Source organism: Ruminococcus turbiniformis, assembly GCF_020687545.1.
GTDB classification, from domain to species: domain Bacteria; phylum Bacillota; class Clostridia; order Lachnospirales; family Lachnospiraceae; genus Mediterraneibacter; species Mediterraneibacter turbiniformis.
Genome location: NZ_JAJEQX010000003.1, coordinates 68,329 through 86,794 on the forward strand (window position 1 = coordinate 68,329; position 18,466 = coordinate 86,794).

Annotated in this window: 15 protein-coding genes; 4 read left to right on the plus strand and 11 right to left on the minus strand. The window is 47.0% G+C overall.

Annotated features, from left to right (window positions below):
• Positions 1 to 22: 22 nt before the first annotated feature.
• The 10 genes from LKD70_RS02560 to LKD70_RS02605 form a co-directional block, all read right to left on the minus strand.
• Complete coding sequence (locus tag LKD70_RS02560; protein ID WP_227706491.1) at positions 23 to 1,528, minus strand: redoxin family protein; 1,506 nt, start codon at positions 1,526 to 1,528, stop codon at positions 23 to 25.
• A 128-nt stretch (positions 1,529 to 1,656) separates the two neighbouring features.
• On the minus strand, positions 1,657 to 2,343 hold the full coding sequence (locus tag LKD70_RS02565) for a FadR/GntR family transcriptional regulator (RefSeq protein WP_227706492.1): 687 nt from the start codon (positions 2,341 to 2,343) through the stop codon (positions 1,657 to 1,659).
• 143 nt (positions 2,344 to 2,486) lie between these two features.
• Positions 2,487 to 3,371, minus strand: a complete 885-nt coding sequence (gene garR, locus LKD70_RS02570) for a 2-hydroxy-3-oxopropionate reductase (RefSeq protein WP_227706493.1) — start codon at positions 3,369 to 3,371, stop codon at positions 2,487 to 2,489.
• Between the two features lie 36 nt (positions 3,372 to 3,407).
• The gene (locus LKD70_RS02575) at positions 3,408 to 4,337 is read right to left on the minus strand and encodes a transketolase family protein (RefSeq protein ID WP_227706494.1); all 930 of its coding nucleotides are present in this window, start codon (positions 4,335 to 4,337) and stop codon (positions 3,408 to 3,410) included.
• Between the two features lie 18 nt (positions 4,338 to 4,355).
• Positions 4,356 to 5,180, minus strand: coding sequence for a transketolase (locus LKD70_RS02580; protein WP_227706495.1), 825 nt, complete (start codon positions 5,178 to 5,180; stop codon positions 4,356 to 4,358).
• 1 nt (position 5,181) lies between these two features.
• Positions 5,182 to 6,222, minus strand: coding sequence for a zinc-dependent alcohol dehydrogenase (locus tag LKD70_RS02585; RefSeq protein WP_227706496.1), 1,041 nt, complete (start codon positions 6,220 to 6,222; stop codon positions 5,182 to 5,184).
• A 2-nt stretch (positions 6,223 to 6,224) separates the two neighbouring features.
• A complete protein-coding gene (locus tag LKD70_RS02590; RefSeq protein WP_227706497.1) occupies positions 6,225 to 8,264 on the minus strand; it encodes a glycoside hydrolase family 127 protein in 2,040 nt (679 codons plus the stop codon).
• 66 nt (positions 8,265 to 8,330) lie between these two features.
• Positions 8,331 to 9,173, minus strand: a complete 843-nt coding sequence (locus tag LKD70_RS02595) for a carbohydrate ABC transporter permease (RefSeq protein WP_227706498.1) — start codon at positions 9,171 to 9,173, stop codon at positions 8,331 to 8,333.
• A gap of 3 nt (positions 9,174 to 9,176) precedes the next feature.
• Positions 9,177 to 10,082: a carbohydrate ABC transporter permease gene (locus LKD70_RS02600; protein WP_227706499.1), complete on the minus strand. Its 906-nt coding sequence runs from the start codon at positions 10,080 to 10,082 to the stop codon at positions 9,177 to 9,179.
• Between the two features lie 22 nt (positions 10,083 to 10,104).
• Positions 10,105 to 11,358: a sugar ABC transporter substrate-binding protein gene (locus LKD70_RS02605; RefSeq protein WP_227706500.1), complete on the minus strand. Its 1,254-nt coding sequence runs from the start codon at positions 11,356 to 11,358 to the stop codon at positions 10,105 to 10,107.
• Positions 11,359 to 11,981: 623 nt separating this feature from the next.
• On the opposite strand from LKD70_RS02605, the gene LKD70_RS02610 reads away from it, so the two are divergent.
• From LKD70_RS02610 to LKD70_RS02625, 4 genes are all read left to right on the plus strand, one after another.
• Complete coding sequence (locus tag LKD70_RS02610) at positions 11,982 to 13,001, plus strand: Rpn family recombination-promoting nuclease/putative transposase (protein WP_227706501.1); 1,020 nt, start codon at positions 11,982 to 11,984, stop codon at positions 12,999 to 13,001.
• Between the two features lie 268 nt (positions 13,002 to 13,269).
• Positions 13,270 to 14,310: an Rpn family recombination-promoting nuclease/putative transposase gene (locus tag LKD70_RS02615; protein ID WP_227706502.1), complete on the plus strand. Its 1,041-nt coding sequence runs from the start codon at positions 13,270 to 13,272 to the stop codon at positions 14,308 to 14,310.
• A gap of 251 nt (positions 14,311 to 14,561) precedes the next feature.
• Positions 14,562 to 15,560, plus strand: coding sequence for an Rpn family recombination-promoting nuclease/putative transposase (locus LKD70_RS02620; RefSeq protein WP_227706503.1), 999 nt, complete (start codon positions 14,562 to 14,564; stop codon positions 15,558 to 15,560).
• Positions 15,561 to 15,939: 379 nt separating this feature from the next.
• Positions 15,940 to 17,172, plus strand: coding sequence for an argininosuccinate synthase (locus LKD70_RS02625; protein WP_227706504.1), 1,233 nt, complete (start codon positions 15,940 to 15,942; stop codon positions 17,170 to 17,172).
• Positions 17,173 to 17,284: 112 nt separating this feature from the next.
• On the opposite strand, the gene LKD70_RS02630 is transcribed toward LKD70_RS02625, so the two are convergent.
• Positions 17,285 to 18,424 carry a helix-turn-helix domain-containing protein gene (locus LKD70_RS02630; RefSeq protein ID WP_227706505.1) on the minus strand — a complete coding sequence of 380 codons (1,140 nt, stop codon included), beginning with the start codon at positions 18,422 to 18,424 and terminating at the stop codon, positions 17,285 to 17,287.
• Positions 18,425 to 18,466 lie beyond the last annotated feature (42 nt).

Consider the following 18,466-nt stretch of genomic DNA (forward strand, 5'->3'; position numbering starts at 1 on the left):
TGTCACAGACACAGCTGCCTCCTTACCCCAGCGTCTGTTCAATAATACTCCGCATAATATCCTCTGTCATCTGCCCGGTCACATATCCGAACACGTTTCCTTCCTTATCGATCATAAATGTGGTTGGAAACGCCGAGATCCCGTACCAGCTGAACATCTCCCCTGTCCCGTCCATGAGCACAGGGTAAGTATATCCGTTCTCCTCCATAAAACTTACGATCTCTTCCCGGGATCCTTCCTGCCCGAATCCGGGAGCCGCCACGCCGAGAATCACAACCTCTGCGTCCTCTCCCTGGGAAGCGTACTCCTCGTAAAGCTTCTGGATATCCGGCATCTCATTTCTGCACGGCCCGCACCAGGTCGCCCAAAAGTTAAGAAAGATCACCTTGCCCTCATACTGCGCAAGCGTGTGGGTATTGCCATACTGATCGGTCATCTCGAACTCATATGCCCGCTGTTTTTCCTCGTCCTCCCCGGACGTACTTCCATTGCCGTTTCCCGTCTCCTGGCCGTCCGTCTCCCCGTCAGAGACACTTCCGCTTCCCGCAGTGCCTGCATCTTGTGCGCTGTCTCCGCTCTGTGCACCGCCTGCATCCTGTGGATTTCCTCCATTCTCCGCATCGTCTGCGTCCTGTGCATTGTCCCCGTTTTGCGAGCCGCTTCCGCTCTCATCCGACACACTCTGACTCTGCGCCGTCCCCTGCTGCCCTGTGCCGGAGAGATATCCTGTAATATCATTCATCTTTCCGGTAAACATAAGAACTCCAAGAAGGATCATCAGGACACCGCCCGCCTTCACCGTATACCGCACGATGTTTCTGTGGCGCTTAAACGCTCCGAGAAGCTGTGCCGTAAAGATCCCCGCCGCGAGAAACGGCAGGATAAATCCGAGCGTATACACTCCGATCAGCAGGAATCCTTTCGCCGCCGAGGAGGCGCTTCCCGCCATGAGAAGGACGCTCGTAAGCGCCGGCCCCACGCACGGCGTCCACGCAAAACTGAATGCAAAGCCCATCAGGAACGCGGTCACCGGCGACATGGTCATCCTGCCGATATGAAACGGAAGCCGGTGCTCCTCTCCGAGAATCTTTGAGCTTCCGAACACGCCAAGCTGGTACAGGCCGAAAAAGATCACAAGGATTCCTCCGATCCTTGCAAAAAGCATTCTCTGCTCGCTGAAAAAGCTGCCTGCCGCTGAGGCCCCCAGGCCCAGCACAAAAAAGGCGCCGCTGATTCCCAGCGTAAAGCAGAGCACCCGCAGGAAAAGCCGGAGTTTTGCGTTTCTTAAACTCCCTGCACTATTTCCTGCCCGGCCTGCCCCCTCCTGCCCTGAAGCACCGTCCCCTGAAGCTGCCCTGCCGTCCCCGGACGGCGCGGCGGAAGTTTTCGCCTGTTCCATATTAAGTCCGCCCGAAAGATACCCCAGATACAAAGGCACCAGCGGAAGGACACAGGGTGAGAAAAAGCTCAGAAGCCCCTGTACAAATACTGTAAATGCTGATATTCCCGTTTCAATTGAAAAGCCCATGACTTTTATCTCCTGTTGTTTTTCTGCCAGTATATCATAATCCTGACATATTTACAGTGACAAAAGTCACGGACTTTGAAACTCTAGCCGCAATATTTTCAGTCATAATTTTTCAAGTCTTTCTGTTTCTAGTCGTAGTATTTTCTGTTGTTTCTGATATGGTCTCTCATAAGCTGCATTGCGCTGTCATGGTCTTTCTTCTTTATCGCATCAAGGATCTTCGTGTGGTAATACATGGCCGGCTCGCATCCCATCTTGTCGATAACGTCTTCCATGGATATTTCCAGAATCCTGCGCAGTATGATATTCGTCTGAATAAGCAGACTGTTGCCGGTCATCTGGGTTACCTTGAAGTGAAACTCAAGGTCTTTCTGACCGAACATCTTTACATTTCCGGCCTTATTGTACTTCTCCATATCCTTCAGAATTTTTTCCAGCTCCTCAACCGCCTCCGGTGTTGCCCGCTCTGCCGCAAGTCCGGCTGCTTCCGCATCTATGATCTCTCGGAATTCAAATACCTGAAAGTTAGAATTCTTATTCAGATACATCATGGGAACGAGTGCGTTCATGTTCTCGCCCACATCGGCTTCTCTGACGAAGGAGCCCTCTCCGAATCGGGTCTCTATCATTCCCAGAGCCGACAGTTTCTGCAGAGCCTGACGGATTGTAATCCGGCTCACATTGAACATCTCCGCGAGCTCATTTTCAGACGGAAGCTTATCTCCCGGCTTCCATTCACCTCTGATCAGCTGCTCCTGCATCTGGTCAAAAACCATTTGTCCTACATTTACTTTTTTGATCGGTTTAATTCCCATTGATACCTCGTTCCCAGCTTTCTAAAAAATTTTCTCTATTCTAAGTATCTCGTATATTTCCGCGAATGTCAATCGGGGCATAAGGAAAAAACTTCCAGAAAGGCTGGAGACTGCCGCTTTGCCTGCAGCAGTCTCCCTCTTCATTACTTACGGACTTCTGTCCCTGTCACCTTTTCATAGAAACGCATCAGCGCACTGTGATCGTTCTGACCATAGCCGTCCTCGTGGAGAATCTGCATCATCTCCATCACCTGTGCGGTAAGCGGAAGGTACGCCCCCTCTGCATGGCCTGTCTCAATCGCATTGTTGAGATCCTTAATATGAAGGTCGATCTTGAATCCCGGCTTGAAGTTGCCGTCCAGGATCATTGGTACTTTCGCGTTCATCACGGTAGAACCTGCAAGTCCTCCCTTGATAGCGTCAAACACCTTCTCCGGATCCACGCCTGCCTTTGTACTCAGCATAAATGCCTCTGCCACAGCGGCGATATTCACTGCAACGATCACCTGATTTGCAAGCTTCGTCGTATTTCCTGCTCCGATGTCTCCGCAATGTACGGCGCTGCCGCCCATAATCATCAGAATATCGTACACTTCATCGAATACAGCTTTGTCTCCGCCCACCATGATGGACATCGTTCCGTCGATGGCTTTCGGCTCACCGCCCGAAACCGGAGCGTCGATCATCTTCACGCCTTTCTCAGCGCATGCCGCGCAAATCTCTTTAGATGCCAGCGGGGCAATGGAGCTCATATCAACAAGGATGCTTCCCGCTTCTGCTCCCTCAAGGACTCCGCCCGGTCCCATCACCGCTGTTTTCACATGTCCGGAATTCGGAAGCATTGTGATAATCAGCCGGCACTGTCTTGCCACGTCTGCGGAGGAGGCTGCCGCCTTTGCCCCGTCTTTTTCCACTTCTTTGATATTGTCTTCGATAATGTCATATACAACGACCTCATGGCCTGCCTTCATCAGGTTTCTCACCATCGGCTTTCCCATGATTCCAAGTCCGATAAATCCTATTTTCATGATATTTTCCTGCCTTTCCTGCTCTGTTTCCTGCTCCTAATACGCAGCCATTTTCTCCACAGCCTCTTTCACTTTTTCCGCATTCAGTCCGAAATAGTCGAGAAGCTCTTTATAATTATGTGCGCTGCATCCGAATGTGTCCTGAACTCCTACGAACTCAATGGGACGCGGATCCTTGCACAGCACTTCGCTTATCGCGCTTCCGAGACCGCAGAGCACGCTGTGTTCCTCCGCTGTCACAATGGCCCGGCAGTCTCCCGCTGCTTCAAGCACTGCCTCCGCATTCAGCGGTTTGATCGTAGAGATGTTGATCACTTTTACGGAGATTTTTCCTTCCAGCTCTTCCGCTGCCTTCATTGCCTCTCCGACCATATATCCGGTGGCGAAGACAGCTACATCGTGGCCATCCTTTAACACTTTCGGCACACCGATCTTGAAGGGTTCGCCCTCTTTTGTCACATTCTCATAGTCGTTTCTGTTCAGCCTGATATAGCACGGTCCCTGCATCCTGGCCATCGCTTTGACCGCTTCAACCGTCTCGTTTGCGTCCGCCGGGCAGAGTACGGTCATATTCGGGATTGCCCGCATAATCGCCATGTCCTCCACACACTGATGTGTTGCGCCGTCGCCGAAGTCAGACAGTCCGGAGGAAGATCCGCAGATCTTAACATTCAGCTTTCCGATGGCGATCGTCTGTCTGATCTGGTCATACGCTCTTCCTGCTGCAAACGCTGCGAAAGAGTTTGTAAATGGAATCTTTCCTGTCTGAGCGAGTCCGGCTGCCACACTGGTCATATCCGCCTCTGCGATTCCCATCTCAAAGTGACGTTCCGGATATGCCTGCTCAAACATTTTTCCCATGGTGGAACCGCCGAGATCCGCATCGAGCACTACAATCCTGGGATCGTCCTTTCCAAGTTCTACAAGCGTATTTCCATAAGCAATTCTCTGATTGTTATAACTCATGATATCCCTCCTCTTTCTCTATGCCAGTTCCTCCATGGCCTGTCTGTATGTATCTTCCGTAAGCGTTCCATTGTGATATCCAACCACATTTTCTGCAAAGCTTAATCCCTTGCCCTTCACTGTGTTGGCCACAATGACAGTCGGTATACCTTTCACCTCATCTGCAGCGTCAAGCGCTGTGAGGATCTCTTCCATGTTGTGTCCGTCAATCTCAATCACGTTCCAGCCGAAGCTTAAGAATTTCGCGATAATATCTCCGGAGTCAAACCGCTCTTTGACTTTTCCGTTTGCCTGAAGCCTGTTTCTGTCCACAATCGCAACAAGGTTGTCTGCGTGGAACGCGCTTGCCGCCATGGCAGCCTCCCAGATCTGTCCCTCCGCAATCTCACCGTCTCCGACAAGTACATACGTCTTGCTGTCCAGACCGTCCAGCTTCTGTCCGAGAGCCATACCGAGTCCGATGGAAAGTCCCTGTCCGAGAGAGCCTGTGCCTGCTTCGATTCCCGGTGTCTTGATCACGTCCGGATGTCCCTGAAGATAGAAGCCCAGTTCTTTTACATGCTTTAAGTCTTCCACCGGGAAATATCCACTCTCTGCAAGCGCTGAATACTGAAGGATTCCCACATGTCCCTTGCTTAAAAGAAAACGGTCTCTTTCCTTCATCTGCGGGTTTGACGGATCGTGTTTCATCTTATAAAAATACAGCGCAGTCACAATATCAGCGGAGGAATTGCTGCCTCCGATATGTCCGGCAACGCCCACACCCACGCAGGTAACAATATCCCGGCGGATCTGTTTTGCCATGTTTTCAAGCCGATTAATCAATTGTCTGTCGTATCCCATTTCATACCTCCACTGTGTCTTTGTCCACAACTACAACTTTTATCAGGTTTCCCGGCCTGTTCGCGAGAATATTAAAATATTCCGGTGCCTCATCCAGCGTGATTGTCTTGCTGATCAGCGGCTCCACATAGATCTTCCCTTCATTTAAAAGACCGGCCACTTTCTGGAACTCGTCATATCCGTACAGGAATGATCCGTGTACGGACAGCTCATGTGTCACGACTTCCTGCATATCGATGTTGATCATACGCTGGTTGTTTCCGATCCACACTGCAGTACCCGAAAGCCTCAGAGCTGACATTGCCTGGCGCACTGTCGCCTCCGCGCCCACCGCCTCAACCGCGATGTCCACGCCTCTTCCGTCTGTCTCATCAAGAATCCTCTGCTTAAAGTCTTCCTTTCCCGGGTTGACTGCCACATCCGCTCCCATCTTAAGCGCAACTTCCAGTCTGTGGTCACTTAAGTCGGAGACGATGATCTTCTTTACGTTTTTCTGCTTCACACAGGCCATAGCAAGAAGGCCGATCGTACCCGCGCCTACAATCAGCACGGTCTTTCCATCCAGGTCTCCGGCGTTTCCGATTCCCCGGTAGGCCACAGCCAGCGGTTCCATAAGAGACGCCGTCTCATAGGACACGGAGTCCGCAATGGGGAAACAGCACTTCTCCGGCACATTGATGTACTCGGCAAACGCGCCGTCCACATCGAGCACACCGTATGCTCTCTTGTTCAGACAGAGATGAACGTCGCCTTTTCTGCACATCTCACACTCGCCGCAGAAATCCACCGGATAGACTGTGACGCGGTCGCCTTTTTTTAACTTTGTCGCTTTGCTTCCCAGCTCTACGACTTCGCCGCAGAACTCATGGCCCATAACCATCGGGGCGATCCTTCTGCCGGTCTTGCCAAGATATCCGTGGACATCACTTCCGCAGATCCCGCAGGCTTTGACCCGGATTTTCACTTCCTGATCTTTCACCGGAACGTCAGCAATCTCTTCGATGCTGAGGATTTCCGGCCCTTTGTACACCATCGCTTTCATTGTTATTTATCCACCTTCTTATATATTCTGTTTATCCAAACAGTCATTTCACCTGGCTGCCGGTTGCTCCATGCATAGTATGGGACGGCCCGGAATCTGACTGTTTCAAAATCATCGTTGACCGGCCGATAAAGAGTATGCTCCCAGCCTTTCACAGACCGTTTCAGTGCTGACCCCTCTATCACCTGAATGCCTCCCAGCAGATCCGGTTCTGTCTTTACCGACAGTTCTGAATCTGTATCCGCAAATATTGATGGAAGTCCAGGGCCATTGTCTGCTTCTTCCAGACAATAAATCAATGGTCCATACTGAATCGCAACTTTTCCTGCATCCATCCGTACAGACGGGTGTGCTTCCACAAATTCCGGTTTCATGTCAAGCTCTACAAGAATCTCTGTGTCCCCATCCCACTGCCTGTCAATAATAAGGTAGCCTGATTCTTCTTCCGGGTGAATGACTTCGCCATTTACAGAGATTTTTGTTGCTCTGCTGAACAACGGATTGCGTACCGCAACACGCAGCGGAACGTTGCCTTCTGATTTGACAGTAATCTGTATTTTGTTATTCCACGGATATTCTGTCTTCTGAATAACCCTGAGCGTTCCGCTGTCCCTCTTTATTTCTGTCTCACTGTCCGCAAAAAGATGGACATACAGCGTCGACTCATTTTCTGAATATATATATCCGCTGACTGATTCCGTAAGTCTTGCCAGATTCATAGGACAGCAGGAAACAGCAAACCACTTCTGTCTTACCGGGAACATCCTCGGATTGCGGATGATTTGATCGGAGAACATTTTCGGCTCGGCTGCAAGGTGATTTGCATAGAAGAATCTGTCACCTTCCAGTGAAACGCCGCTGATTACTCCATTATAAAGTGTCCGCTCCATAAAATCCGCAAAACATCTGTCCGGTCTGACCTGCAGCATTCTGGATGCCCACATAACCATACCGACACTGGCACATGTTTCCTGGTACGATGTCTCATTCGGAAGCTGGTAATCAAAGTTAAATCTTTCGCACCCATCCTGTGATCCAACGCCGCCTGTAATGTACATCCGCTTTTGCGTCACATTGTCCCAAAGGGTCTTGCAGGCATCCCAGAGCGTCTCATCTCCGGTTTCCGCTGCCAGATCCGCCATCGCACATCCCATATATGTGACTCTCACCGCATGCCCTTCTGCAGTCTTCTGCTCCCTTACCGGAAGATGGGACTGAAAAAGCGCGTAGGGTCCGGCTGGAAGAAAACTTCGGCCCAGAATCCCTTTGGGGCCTTTTTCCTCAGGATCTCTGCCGTACTTCTCCGCCTCCATATCGAAAAAGTACGGTTTTTTTCCTCTCTCATTTATAAAATACAGGGAGAGATTCAGATACCTTTTTTCTCCGGTAATCCGGTATAGCTTAACCAGAGCAAGTTCGATCTCCTGATGTCCCGGATATCCATGAATCTTGCCTTCCTCAGGGCCAAATGTCCTGTCAATGCAGTCAGCATATCTGCACATAATATCCAGCAGCTTTCTTTTGCCGGTAGCCAGATAGTAAGCGCATGCAGCCTCAATCAGATGCCCCGCGCAGTAAAGTTCATGCATTGCAAAGACATTTGTCCAACGCTTTCCGGGTTCAACAACAGTGTAGTATGTATTGAGATACCCGTCCGGCTGTTGAAGCTTTTCAAAATCATCCACAATTTCATCAATTCTTTTTTCCGTTTCCGCATCCGGATGTTCGGCAAGGATGTATGATGCAGCCTCAATCCATTTTGCGAGATCTGAATCCCAATAGTGATGAGGTTTTGGGATCTTTCCGTCCTCTGCCAGATTCTCCGACAGTACTCCGTCGATCGTAAATTCTCCTTTTTCCGGCCGGTCATCTTCCTCCGGCTTATAAAGGCATTTTATCGAATCAACACGCCCGGATTTCTTACACTGTTCATATTCTGCGGGGAGCGTCACCTTCTCATTAATCTCAAGTCTTTTCTTCCAGAAGCCTCCTGTAATTCTGACGTCTTTCCATAATAAAAACGATGTCTGTTTTAAATTCATCTGTAATCCTCCAGTTTGCTGCGGTACTGTCATCGACTCTGCCACAGTTTTCTGTCCTAATCTTTTTTATGCTTTCACAGCTCCTGCCGTAATACCTGAAATCAGGTACTTTTGAAGGAACAGGAACATAATCATTACCGGAAGGGTAAGGATAACGGCATATGCCATCAGGTTATTCCACTCGATTCCAAATTCTCCGATTGCCTTATACATATTAACAGTCAGCGGCTGAAGAGAATCTGTCTGGATAAATGTCAGCGCGCCCATTAAGTCGCCCCAGCCCCAGAGGAATGTAAATGCGGCTGAAACAACGATTCCCGGATAAGAAATAGGGACCATTACCTTTGTAAATGTTTTGAAACGCCCGCACCCGTCAATCAGCGCCGCATCCTGAAGTTCTCCCGGAATATCCAGGAAATACGGCCGCAGTGTAATAATACAGAACGGAATACTCTGAAGGCTTGTGTAAAGCACCGGCGCCAGCAGTGTGTCCAGCACTCCGATTTTCTGGAATGTAATAAAAAGCGGAGATAAGAATAAGACTGTCGGCATCATCTGGGTAACAAGTACAACAAACATAAGTGTCTTATTCAGCTTCAGTTTAAATCTTGCCAGCCCGTAAGCGGAAAATACCGCAAGTGTCGCAGAAATCAGCGTAGACAGCGTTGCAATGATAAAACTGTTCAAAAACTGTCTCCATAGAGGAACCGAACCAATCACCGAAAGCTGGGAGATATATCCGTCAAATGTAATATTTTTCGGGAAAAAGGTCGGTACCTTCGCAAAGATTTCTCCCGTGTCCTTCAGTGATGTAATCACCATCCAGTATATCGGGAACAGGAACAGTATCAGCACGATGACAGTAATCACGTTATAAATTACATTTCTTGCCTTTTTTCTTCCGGTCATCCGCTACACCCCTTCTTTCTCTGTCAGTTTCAGGTTTACAAATCCTACAATAAGCATAAGTATAAGCATAATGTTCGCTACCGCCGCACCCTGTCCAAACTCAAAGTTGGTAAACGACATCTTATAGGATTCTGTTGCAAGGATCTGAGTAGAATCCAGCGGTCCGCCTTTCGTCATGACAAAAATCAGATCGAATACCTTGAATGTATTGATAAATCCAAGTGTAATTACACTGATAATCGTCGGCTTTAAGAGCGGCACTGTAATTTTGAAAAAGCTCTGTATCTTGGAAGCTCCGTCTACTACAGCAGCCTCAAAAACATCACTTGGCAGGGTAGTGATTCCGGTAGCCAGCAAAAGCATGTTAAACGGAACACCTCTCCATATATTAGAAATAATCAATGCTGCCATTGCTCCGTTCGGAGTTGTAAGCCATGAAATCGGTTCATCAATAACATGAATCTGCATCAGAATATAGTTCAAAATTCCGGAAGTATCTCCCGCGAAGATCCATTTCCATATACTGGCGAAAACGATAACCGGAATCAGCCAGCATACCATAAGCAGTCCTCTGGATATTTTTGCCAGTGCATATTTCTGTGAAAACAGAAGCGCCAGTGCAAATCCGATAATGAACTGGAAAATCAACGATACTACTGTAAAAAATATCGTATTAAAAATCGCCCGGCGCACTACCGGCATGGAAAGTACATCAATATAATTTTGAAGTCCTACAAACTCCTGCTCTCCGTTAAATGTCTGAAGTGTCACATCACGGAAACTCATCGTGATGTTATAAAAAAGCGGATATATAACCAGCAGAAGTAAAAATATAATGGCGGGCAGGACAAATGCATATCCTGCCCTTTTCTCTTTTATCGTATTTACGCTATAGTTGTGTTTTTTCATTCAAAAACCCTCAATCAGTCTGTTATTCAAGCGCATTTATAGCTTCTCCCGCCTCTTTCGCTGCATCAGCCGGCTCTGCCTGGTTAAGAACAACCTTCTGCCACATCTGAATCAGGATATCACTGATGCTGTTATAGTCTTTCTTCGGCATCGGCTTTGCATACTCCATTGCAGATACGAATGTACTCAGATCATCTGATTTGAAATATTCAGAATTCTCGCAAACATCTCTGCGGGACGGGATATAATTCTCAGCCTCGCTGTATTTCTGCATAACTTCCGGCTGATTCATATATTTTACGAACTCCCAGCTTGCGTCAACATTGTCTCCGTCAGTAATTGCAAAATTGTGACCGCCAAGCACTGTAATCTGTTCAGCGCCTTCTTCTTTTACCGGAATAGCTGCAACACCATACTCAAAGGACGCATCTGACTGAATTGAGCTCAGTCTCCACGGTCCATCGATGATCATTGCTGTATTTCCTGCTGTAAACTGGTTTGCGTTGTCGCCGGATGCATAGTTTACAACTTCCGTGCTCATATATCCGTTATCTACAAGTGTCTGATAGAATTCAAGCATTTCCACTGTAGCATCAGAATCGATGGAAGTTTCATCTGCTCCTGCTCCCCAGATAAACGGCCACATCTGGAACGTTGTATCTGTAGACTGATTTCCGGCAACGCCGAAGCCGTATACTCCGATTGCCTTAAGCTGTTCACATGCTGCCAGAAGTTCATCCCAGGTAGTCGGCACTTCTGTCACACCAGCCTGAGTCAGAAGATCCTGGTTATAGTAGAGGCAAAGGTTGTTTGCTGTAAACGGAAGTCCGTAATACTTGCCGTCCACCTGCTGTGATTCAAGTACACCTTCATAATACTGATCCGTCTCAATTTCGCTCTCTACCCGATCAGTAAGATCTGCAAGAATTCCCATCTCCACGTAGTTCTGAGTATCTGTATTGTCTACGTCCATTACATCCGGAAGACTGTTGCTTGCCACCATTGTACTGATCTGTCTTCTCGAATCTTCAAGAGGCATATACTGTACTTCAACCTCAATACCTGTCTCAGCAGTAAAATCATCGATGCACTGATACAGTTCTGTCTTCTCCTCCGAATATGTGAGAAGCAGAGAAATGCTTTTTCCGTCGGAACTGCTTTCATCAGAGCTTTCGCTTCCGGAATCCGTACTCTCAGTTCCTGATGATCCGCATCCAACTGCCAGCCCCATCACCATAACACTCGCCAGGAAAATACTTAAAAATCTTCTTTTCATCGTTACCTCCCATAAGTGCGCTTTTCCTTTTCAGCGCCTGAATTCAAACTACTGTTACCAATTTTCTGACTGTTCTTATTGTCTCTTCTTTGTTCCTTTTTCATCCTCCTTTATCTTTGTATGTTGCTACTTGTCTGCTGTATTACAGCTCATGCTATATTAATACTCCATCGTTTTTATTTTGTCAATGCTTTTATTTATTTTTCATTATAATACACAATTTTAATTATTTTTATTGTACATTATGCGCAAATATTGTTTTCTGTTTTCCGTTTTACCTTTTCTTCATTTACAACTTGTATGACAACATACAAACCCTTGATTTGTTGCAATGTATCTCTTCTTTTATACGCATGAATTTCGGTTATCACATGAATGCAAACAGGTGCCAAACATATTTTCTGATTGCATTTCTGTCAGCCCTGTGCTATTTTTATTTTACTGATACCGGCGGTGTTCTTGCCGCCGAATATCACAGCCTTTGCGGCTTCTCATTTTCGGAGCTTCAGTTCGAAGCGCTTACCCGACGATGAACGGAACTAATTTACCTTTGATTCAGCCTTAGTATCATCAGTTTTATCATTACGCATCTGATACTATGGCGTATAACGGAGGAAATGCCTATGCCAAACATGTTGCAGAAAAACTTTTCCATGATCCGCACTCGGGAAGAGCTTCTCAATGAAATCTCCCGAGATGATCCATTGCGGAATATCTATCACGGCTGGAATGAAGACCAGCAGAACGAATTTCTCGACTTCTGCACCGGAGTAAAGGGAGTAAAAATCCTTTACGATGCATTCTTTAAAGAAGTCATGGATCCATCCGCAGTCCCGGAGCGTCTGAACGAACTGCTCTCCCTGATCCTGAACCAGAAGATCCGCATTCTCAATGTCCTTCCCAACGAATCGCCGCACATCGCGGAAGAAACTTCACTTGTGATTATGGATATCGTTGTGGAACTGGAGAACCGCAGCCTGGCCAACATCGAAATTCAGCGACAGGGATACATGTTTCCGGGCCAGCGTGCCGCCTGTTACTCTGCAGATCTGCTTCTTCGGCAGTACAAACGGATAAGGAGCGAAAAGAACAAGGCAGGAAGGAAATTCAGCTACCGGGATATCAAAAAAGTCTATACTATCATCTTCTATGACAAAAGCCCTATGGAATTCCATCAGTTTCCGAATGACTGTATCCATCGCGCCCGCCACAAAACCGACACTGGTCTCGAGATTGATCTTCTCCAAGAATACGCCTTCATTCCGCTTGACATTTGCCGGAAGATTCTCCACAATAAAGGTATCAACAGTAAACTTGAGGCATGGCTTGTTTTCCTAAGTTCAGATGATCCGGAATGGATAATCAGGCTGAGCGAAAAATATCCTCAGTTCCGGACGTATTATGAAGAGATCTATATGCTGTGCCTGAATACGGAGAAGGTGATGAGTATGTTTTCCAAAGAATTGCAGGAACTGGATCGGAATACGGTACAGTATATGATTGATACGATGCAGGAAGAGATTGATAAACAGAGGCAGATCATTGGAGAGAGGGATGCTGCTCTTCTGGAAAAGGAGGCTGATCTTGCCGAAAAAGACCAGGAAATTAAGGAACTAAAAGCCAAACTCGCTCAACTGCAGTAACACATAAATCAAATATTTCTGATACCGGCGGCGTTTCTTGCCGCCGAATATCACAGCCTTTGCGGCTTCTCATTTTCGGAGCTTCAGTTCGAAGCACTTACCCGACGATGAACGAACAACTTTTTAATTCTCGATTCATTAAGTTTCGGTATTACCAGCTTTTCATACGGATTTTCCATTTCAAACTGCCTTGTAAAACGGTATTTTGTTGGATTTGATGTTCTCTCACTGCTGTTTATACTGTAAACGTCCAATGGAGGAAATGCCTATGCCAAACATGTTACAGAAAAACTTTTCCATGATCCGCACTCGGGAAGAGCTTCTCAACGAAATCTCCCGAAATGATCAATTGCGAAGTATCTATCACGACTGGAATGAAGACCAGCAGAACGAATTTCTCGACTTTTGCACCGGAGTAAAGGGAGTAAAAATCCTTTACGATGCATTCTTTAAAGAAGTCATGGATCCAGCCGCAGTCCCGGAACGGCTGAATGAACTGCTCTCCCTGATCCTGAACCAGAAGATCCGCATTCTCAATGTACTTCCTAACGAATCACCGCACATCGCGGAAGAAACGTCACTTGTGATTATGGATATCGTTGTGGAACTGGAGAACCGCAGCCTGGCCAACATCGAAATTCAGCGGCAGGGATACATGTTTCCGGGCCAGCGTGCCGCCTGTTACTCTGCAGATCTGCTTCTTCGGCAGTACAAACGGATAAGGAGCGAAAAGAACAAGGCAGGAAGGAAATTCAGCTACCGGGATATCAAAAAAGTCTATACTATCATCTTCTATGACAAAAGCCCTATGGAATTCCATCAGTTTCCGAATGACTGTATCCATCGCGCCCGCCACAAAACCGACACTGGCCTCGAGATTAATCTTCTCCAGGAATACGCCTTCGTTCCGCTTGACATTTGCCGGAAGATTCTCCACAATAAAGATATCAACAGTAAACTTGAGGCATGGCTTGTTTTCCTAAGTTCAGATGATCCGGAATGGATAATCAGGCTGAGCGAAAAATATCCTCAGTTCCGGACGTATTATGAAGAGATCTATATGCTGTGCCTGAATATGGAGAAGGTGATGAGTATGTTTTCCAAAGAATTGCAGGAACTGGACCGGAATACGGTACAGTACATGATTGATACGATGCAGGATGAGATTGATAAGCAGAGACAGATCATTGTAGAGAGGGAGGCTGCTTTGTCTCAACAAAAGACTGCTCTTCTGGAAAAGGAAGCTGCTTTATCTGAAAAAGACCAGGAAATTAAGGAATTAAAAGCAAAACTCGCTCAACTGCAGTAACACATAAATACAAATATTTCTGATACCGGCGGCGTTTCTTGCCGCCGAATATCACAGCCTTTACGGCTTCTCATTTTCGGAGCTTCAGTTCGAAGCACTTACCCGACGATGAACGGAACTTATTTACCTTTGATTCAACCTTAGTATCATCAGTTTTCATACAAAAAAAGACCGATGCAATATTATCAGATATTCTGTTAAATGAATCTGAATCGCATCTGATACTATGGCATATAACGGAGGAAATGCCTATGCCAAACATGTTGCAGAAAAACTTTTCCATGATCCGCACTCGGGAAGAGCTTCTCAACGAAATCTCCCGAAATGATCCATTGCGGAATATCTATCACGGCTGGAATGAAGACCAGCAGAACGAATTTCTCGACTTTTGCACCGGAGTAAAGGGAGTAAAAATCCTTTACGATGCATTCTTTAAAGAAGTCATGGATCCAGCCGCAGTCCCGGAACGGCTGAATGAACTGCTCTCCCTGATCCTGAACCAGAAGATCCGCATTCTCAATGTCCTTCCCAACGAATCGCCGCACATCGCGGAAGAAACTTCACTTGTGATTATGGATATCGTTGTGGAACTGGAGAACCGCAGCCTGGCCAACATCGAAATTCAGCGGCAGGGATACATGTTCCCGGGGCAGCGCGCCGCCTGTTACTCTGCAGATCTGCTCCTTCGGCAGTACAAACGGATAAGAAGTGAGAGGAACAAGGCAGGAAAGAAATTCAGCTACCGGGATATCAAAAAAGTCTATACTATTATCTTCTATGACAAAAGTCCTATGGAATTCCATCAGTTTCCGAATGACTGTATCCATCGTGCCCGCCCCAAAACTGACACTGGCCTTGAGATTAATCTTCTCCAGGAATACGCCTTCATTCCGCTTGACATTTGCCGGAAGATTCTCCACAATAAAGATATCAACAGTAAACTTGAGGCATGGCTCGTTTTCTTAAGTTCAGATGATCCGGAATGGATAATCAGGCTGATCGAAAAATATCCCCAGTTCCGGACGTATTATGAAGAAATCTATACGCTGTGCCTGAATACGGAGAAGGTGATGAGTATGTTTTCCAAAGAATTGCAGGAACTGGACCGGAATACGGTACAGTATATGATTGATACGATGCAGGAGGAGATCGATAAGCAGAGACAGATCATTGGAGAGAGGGATGCTGCTTTGTCTGAAAAAGATCGGGAGATTGAGGAATTGAAAGCCAAACTCGCTCAGTTACAGTAACATAATTCTATACAAATTGTCTGATACCGGCGGCATTTCCCTCCGCCGGTATCAGCAGTTCTTTACAGTTTTTCTGTCCTTTCTTTTTTCAGGTTTCGGGTTGAAACGTTTCCTTCTGGCAGGCATAGTACATTCCGTTCTTTCCAACTCTGTCCCCGCTGTCTTTCCATTGTATATTTAGTCGTTTTAATTGCATTTTTATGCATTTATCGCTTCATTTTTGCATATCTTTCATTTTTTATAATTTCCTCTTGCATATTTATAAATTGTAGTGTATAGTATGTTGTAGCTTATGAAAGCGGAACATCTATCACTGAAAATGCCGGCAGGTTTCGCTGCGCGGCATAATTTATAAAAATACATTCAGGAGGCATTTAAAATGAGTAAGGAAAAAGTAGTTCTGGCATATTCCGGCGGTCTTGATACAACCGCAATTATCCCGTGGCTTAAGGAGCAGTTCGACTATGAGGTAATCTGCTGCTGTGTCGACTGCGGACAGGGAAATGAGCTTGACGGACTGGATGAGCGTGCGAAGCTCTCCGGCGCATCTAAATTATATATCGAAAACATTATTGACGAATTCTGCGATGAGTACATCATGCCGTGTGTAAAGGCAGGTGCTGTATACGAGAACAAATACCTTCTCGGAACATCTATGGCCCGCCCTGTCATCGCAAAGAAGCTTGTTGAGATTGCCCGCAAGGAAGGAGCTGTCGCAATCTGCCACGGCGCTACGGGAAAAGGCAATGACCAGATCCGTTTTGAACTAAGCATCCGCGCGCTGGCTCCGGATATCAAGATCATCGCTCCATGGCGTATGACAGATGTGTGGACAATGCAGTCCCGTGAAGACGAGATCGAGTACTGCAAACAGCACGGAATTGACCTTCCCTTTGATACGAAACACAGTTACAGCCGCGACCGCAATCTGTGGCATATCAGCCACGAAGGTCTGGAACTGGAAGATCCTTCTGTTGAGCCGAATTATGATGATCTTCTTGTGCTTAGCGTATCACCGGAGAAAGCGCCTGACGAGCCGGAATATGTGACAATGACTTTTGAGGCCGGTATCCCGAAGACATTAAACGGCAAGGCAATGAAAGTATCCGAGATCATCTCCGAGCTCAATACACTGGGCGGAAAGCACGGTATCGGTATCATCGATATCGTGGAAAACCGTGTTGTCGGAATGAAGTCCCGCGGTGTCTATGAGACTCCGGGCGGTACTATCCTTATGGCGGCTCACGAGCAGCTTGAAGAGCTTGTTCTTGACCGTGCCACCTATGAAGTGAAAAAAGAGATGGGCAACAAGCTTGCACAGGTTGTCTACGAAGGCAAATGGTTTACTCCTCTGCGCGAAGCAATCCAGGCATTTGTCGATGTGACCCAGCAGTATGTGACCGGCGAAGTGAAGTTTAAGCTTTACAAAGGCAACATCATCAAAGCAGGTGAGACTTCCCCGTATTCTCTGTACAGCGAGTCACTGGCAAGCTTCACAACAGGAGATCTCTATGATCACCACGATGCAGACGGATTTATCAATCTGTTCGGTCTGCCGCTCAAAGTCCGCGCGATGAAGAAACTGGAACTTGAAAATTCAAAACAGCAGTAATTTCATTTTTACATAGCTGCAAAAGCAGAACTGCCGCACCGGCACGGAGCAACGAATCCCAATGTTCTCCGGCCGGTACGGCAGTTTTTGTACACTGACGCTATTCTGTTCTTTACTCTGAACTCAGCCCTGCTGTTTCCCCGTCCTGATATTTTCTGCTGTACTCTTCCATCAGAGACTGAAACTCTTCATCCTCCCTGAGGAATTCATACTCTGGAGAAAACTGAAGTGCACGCACCACTGTGGCTGCAATATCTGCATAAGCATCTCCTTTGGCATTTTCTCCCGTGTTTTTTTCTTCTCTTCGGGAACTGATATGCCGCATCAGTACCGACTGTTCTGCTGTGTTTTCTGAGGAAGTCATCGTCGGCGCGACACATCTCTCCAGCATTTCTCTGATATATCTGACACTTTCGCGGATGTCTTTCTTCTTTACAGCCAGTTCCATGGGAAGCAGTATCGAATTATATCCCCAAAGAGAGAAAAGTTCCGCCATCCGGCTTCCGATATCCGCGATCTTCTCCGCATCCGCCTCATTTCCCTCATCCATCGTTATATCCATCAGTCTGTCAAGCGCGATATGAATTTCATTGACATCCCCGATGATCTTGCCCTCCAGAATCTCTGCAGCCTCAGAAAGCCTTCCCTGACACTGAAGTACATTGGCCTGGAGTATTCTCTTATCCGCTTCCCTTTCAGGAAGTATGTTTATGAGTTCTTCTGCCTGTTCATATTGCTCACGCCCCACATATTTTCCCACCAGCATGTAAGCGGCGCTGTTTTTTATTCTGCCTTCTTTTGCATTCCGAAAGACAAATTCATAGTATGCAACTATTTTTTTCCTGTATTTATCAAGATTATACTCCATCTCTTTTCCGCCGTATAAAATCACAGACCCCTCAAGACATGTAGTCAGCCCCTGAATCAGCTCCATACAGTTCGGGTATTCCCTCATTTTTCTTTCTGCCAGCTCAAAGCCTGCCTCAATCCCCTTTTCTTTCACAGTTCCGGCCACTTCCTCTATGTCGCGTACAATCTCCTGTTCCGTCAGTTCCTCCCTGAAACAGAGGAGTGTATTCAGATCCGTCTCAAGCAGACGCGCCAGCGCTGGCAAAATCGTAATGTCCGGATATGTGCTTCCGCTCTCCCACTTGTTTACGGCAGGAGCAGATACTCCAAGCCGCTGCGCCACCTGTTCCTGTGTAAGTCCCAGTTCTTTTCTCTTTGTACGTATCACCGTGTTAACCGGCATATCGCAGTCCTCCTTCCGATACCTGTTTTCATCCGATTTTCT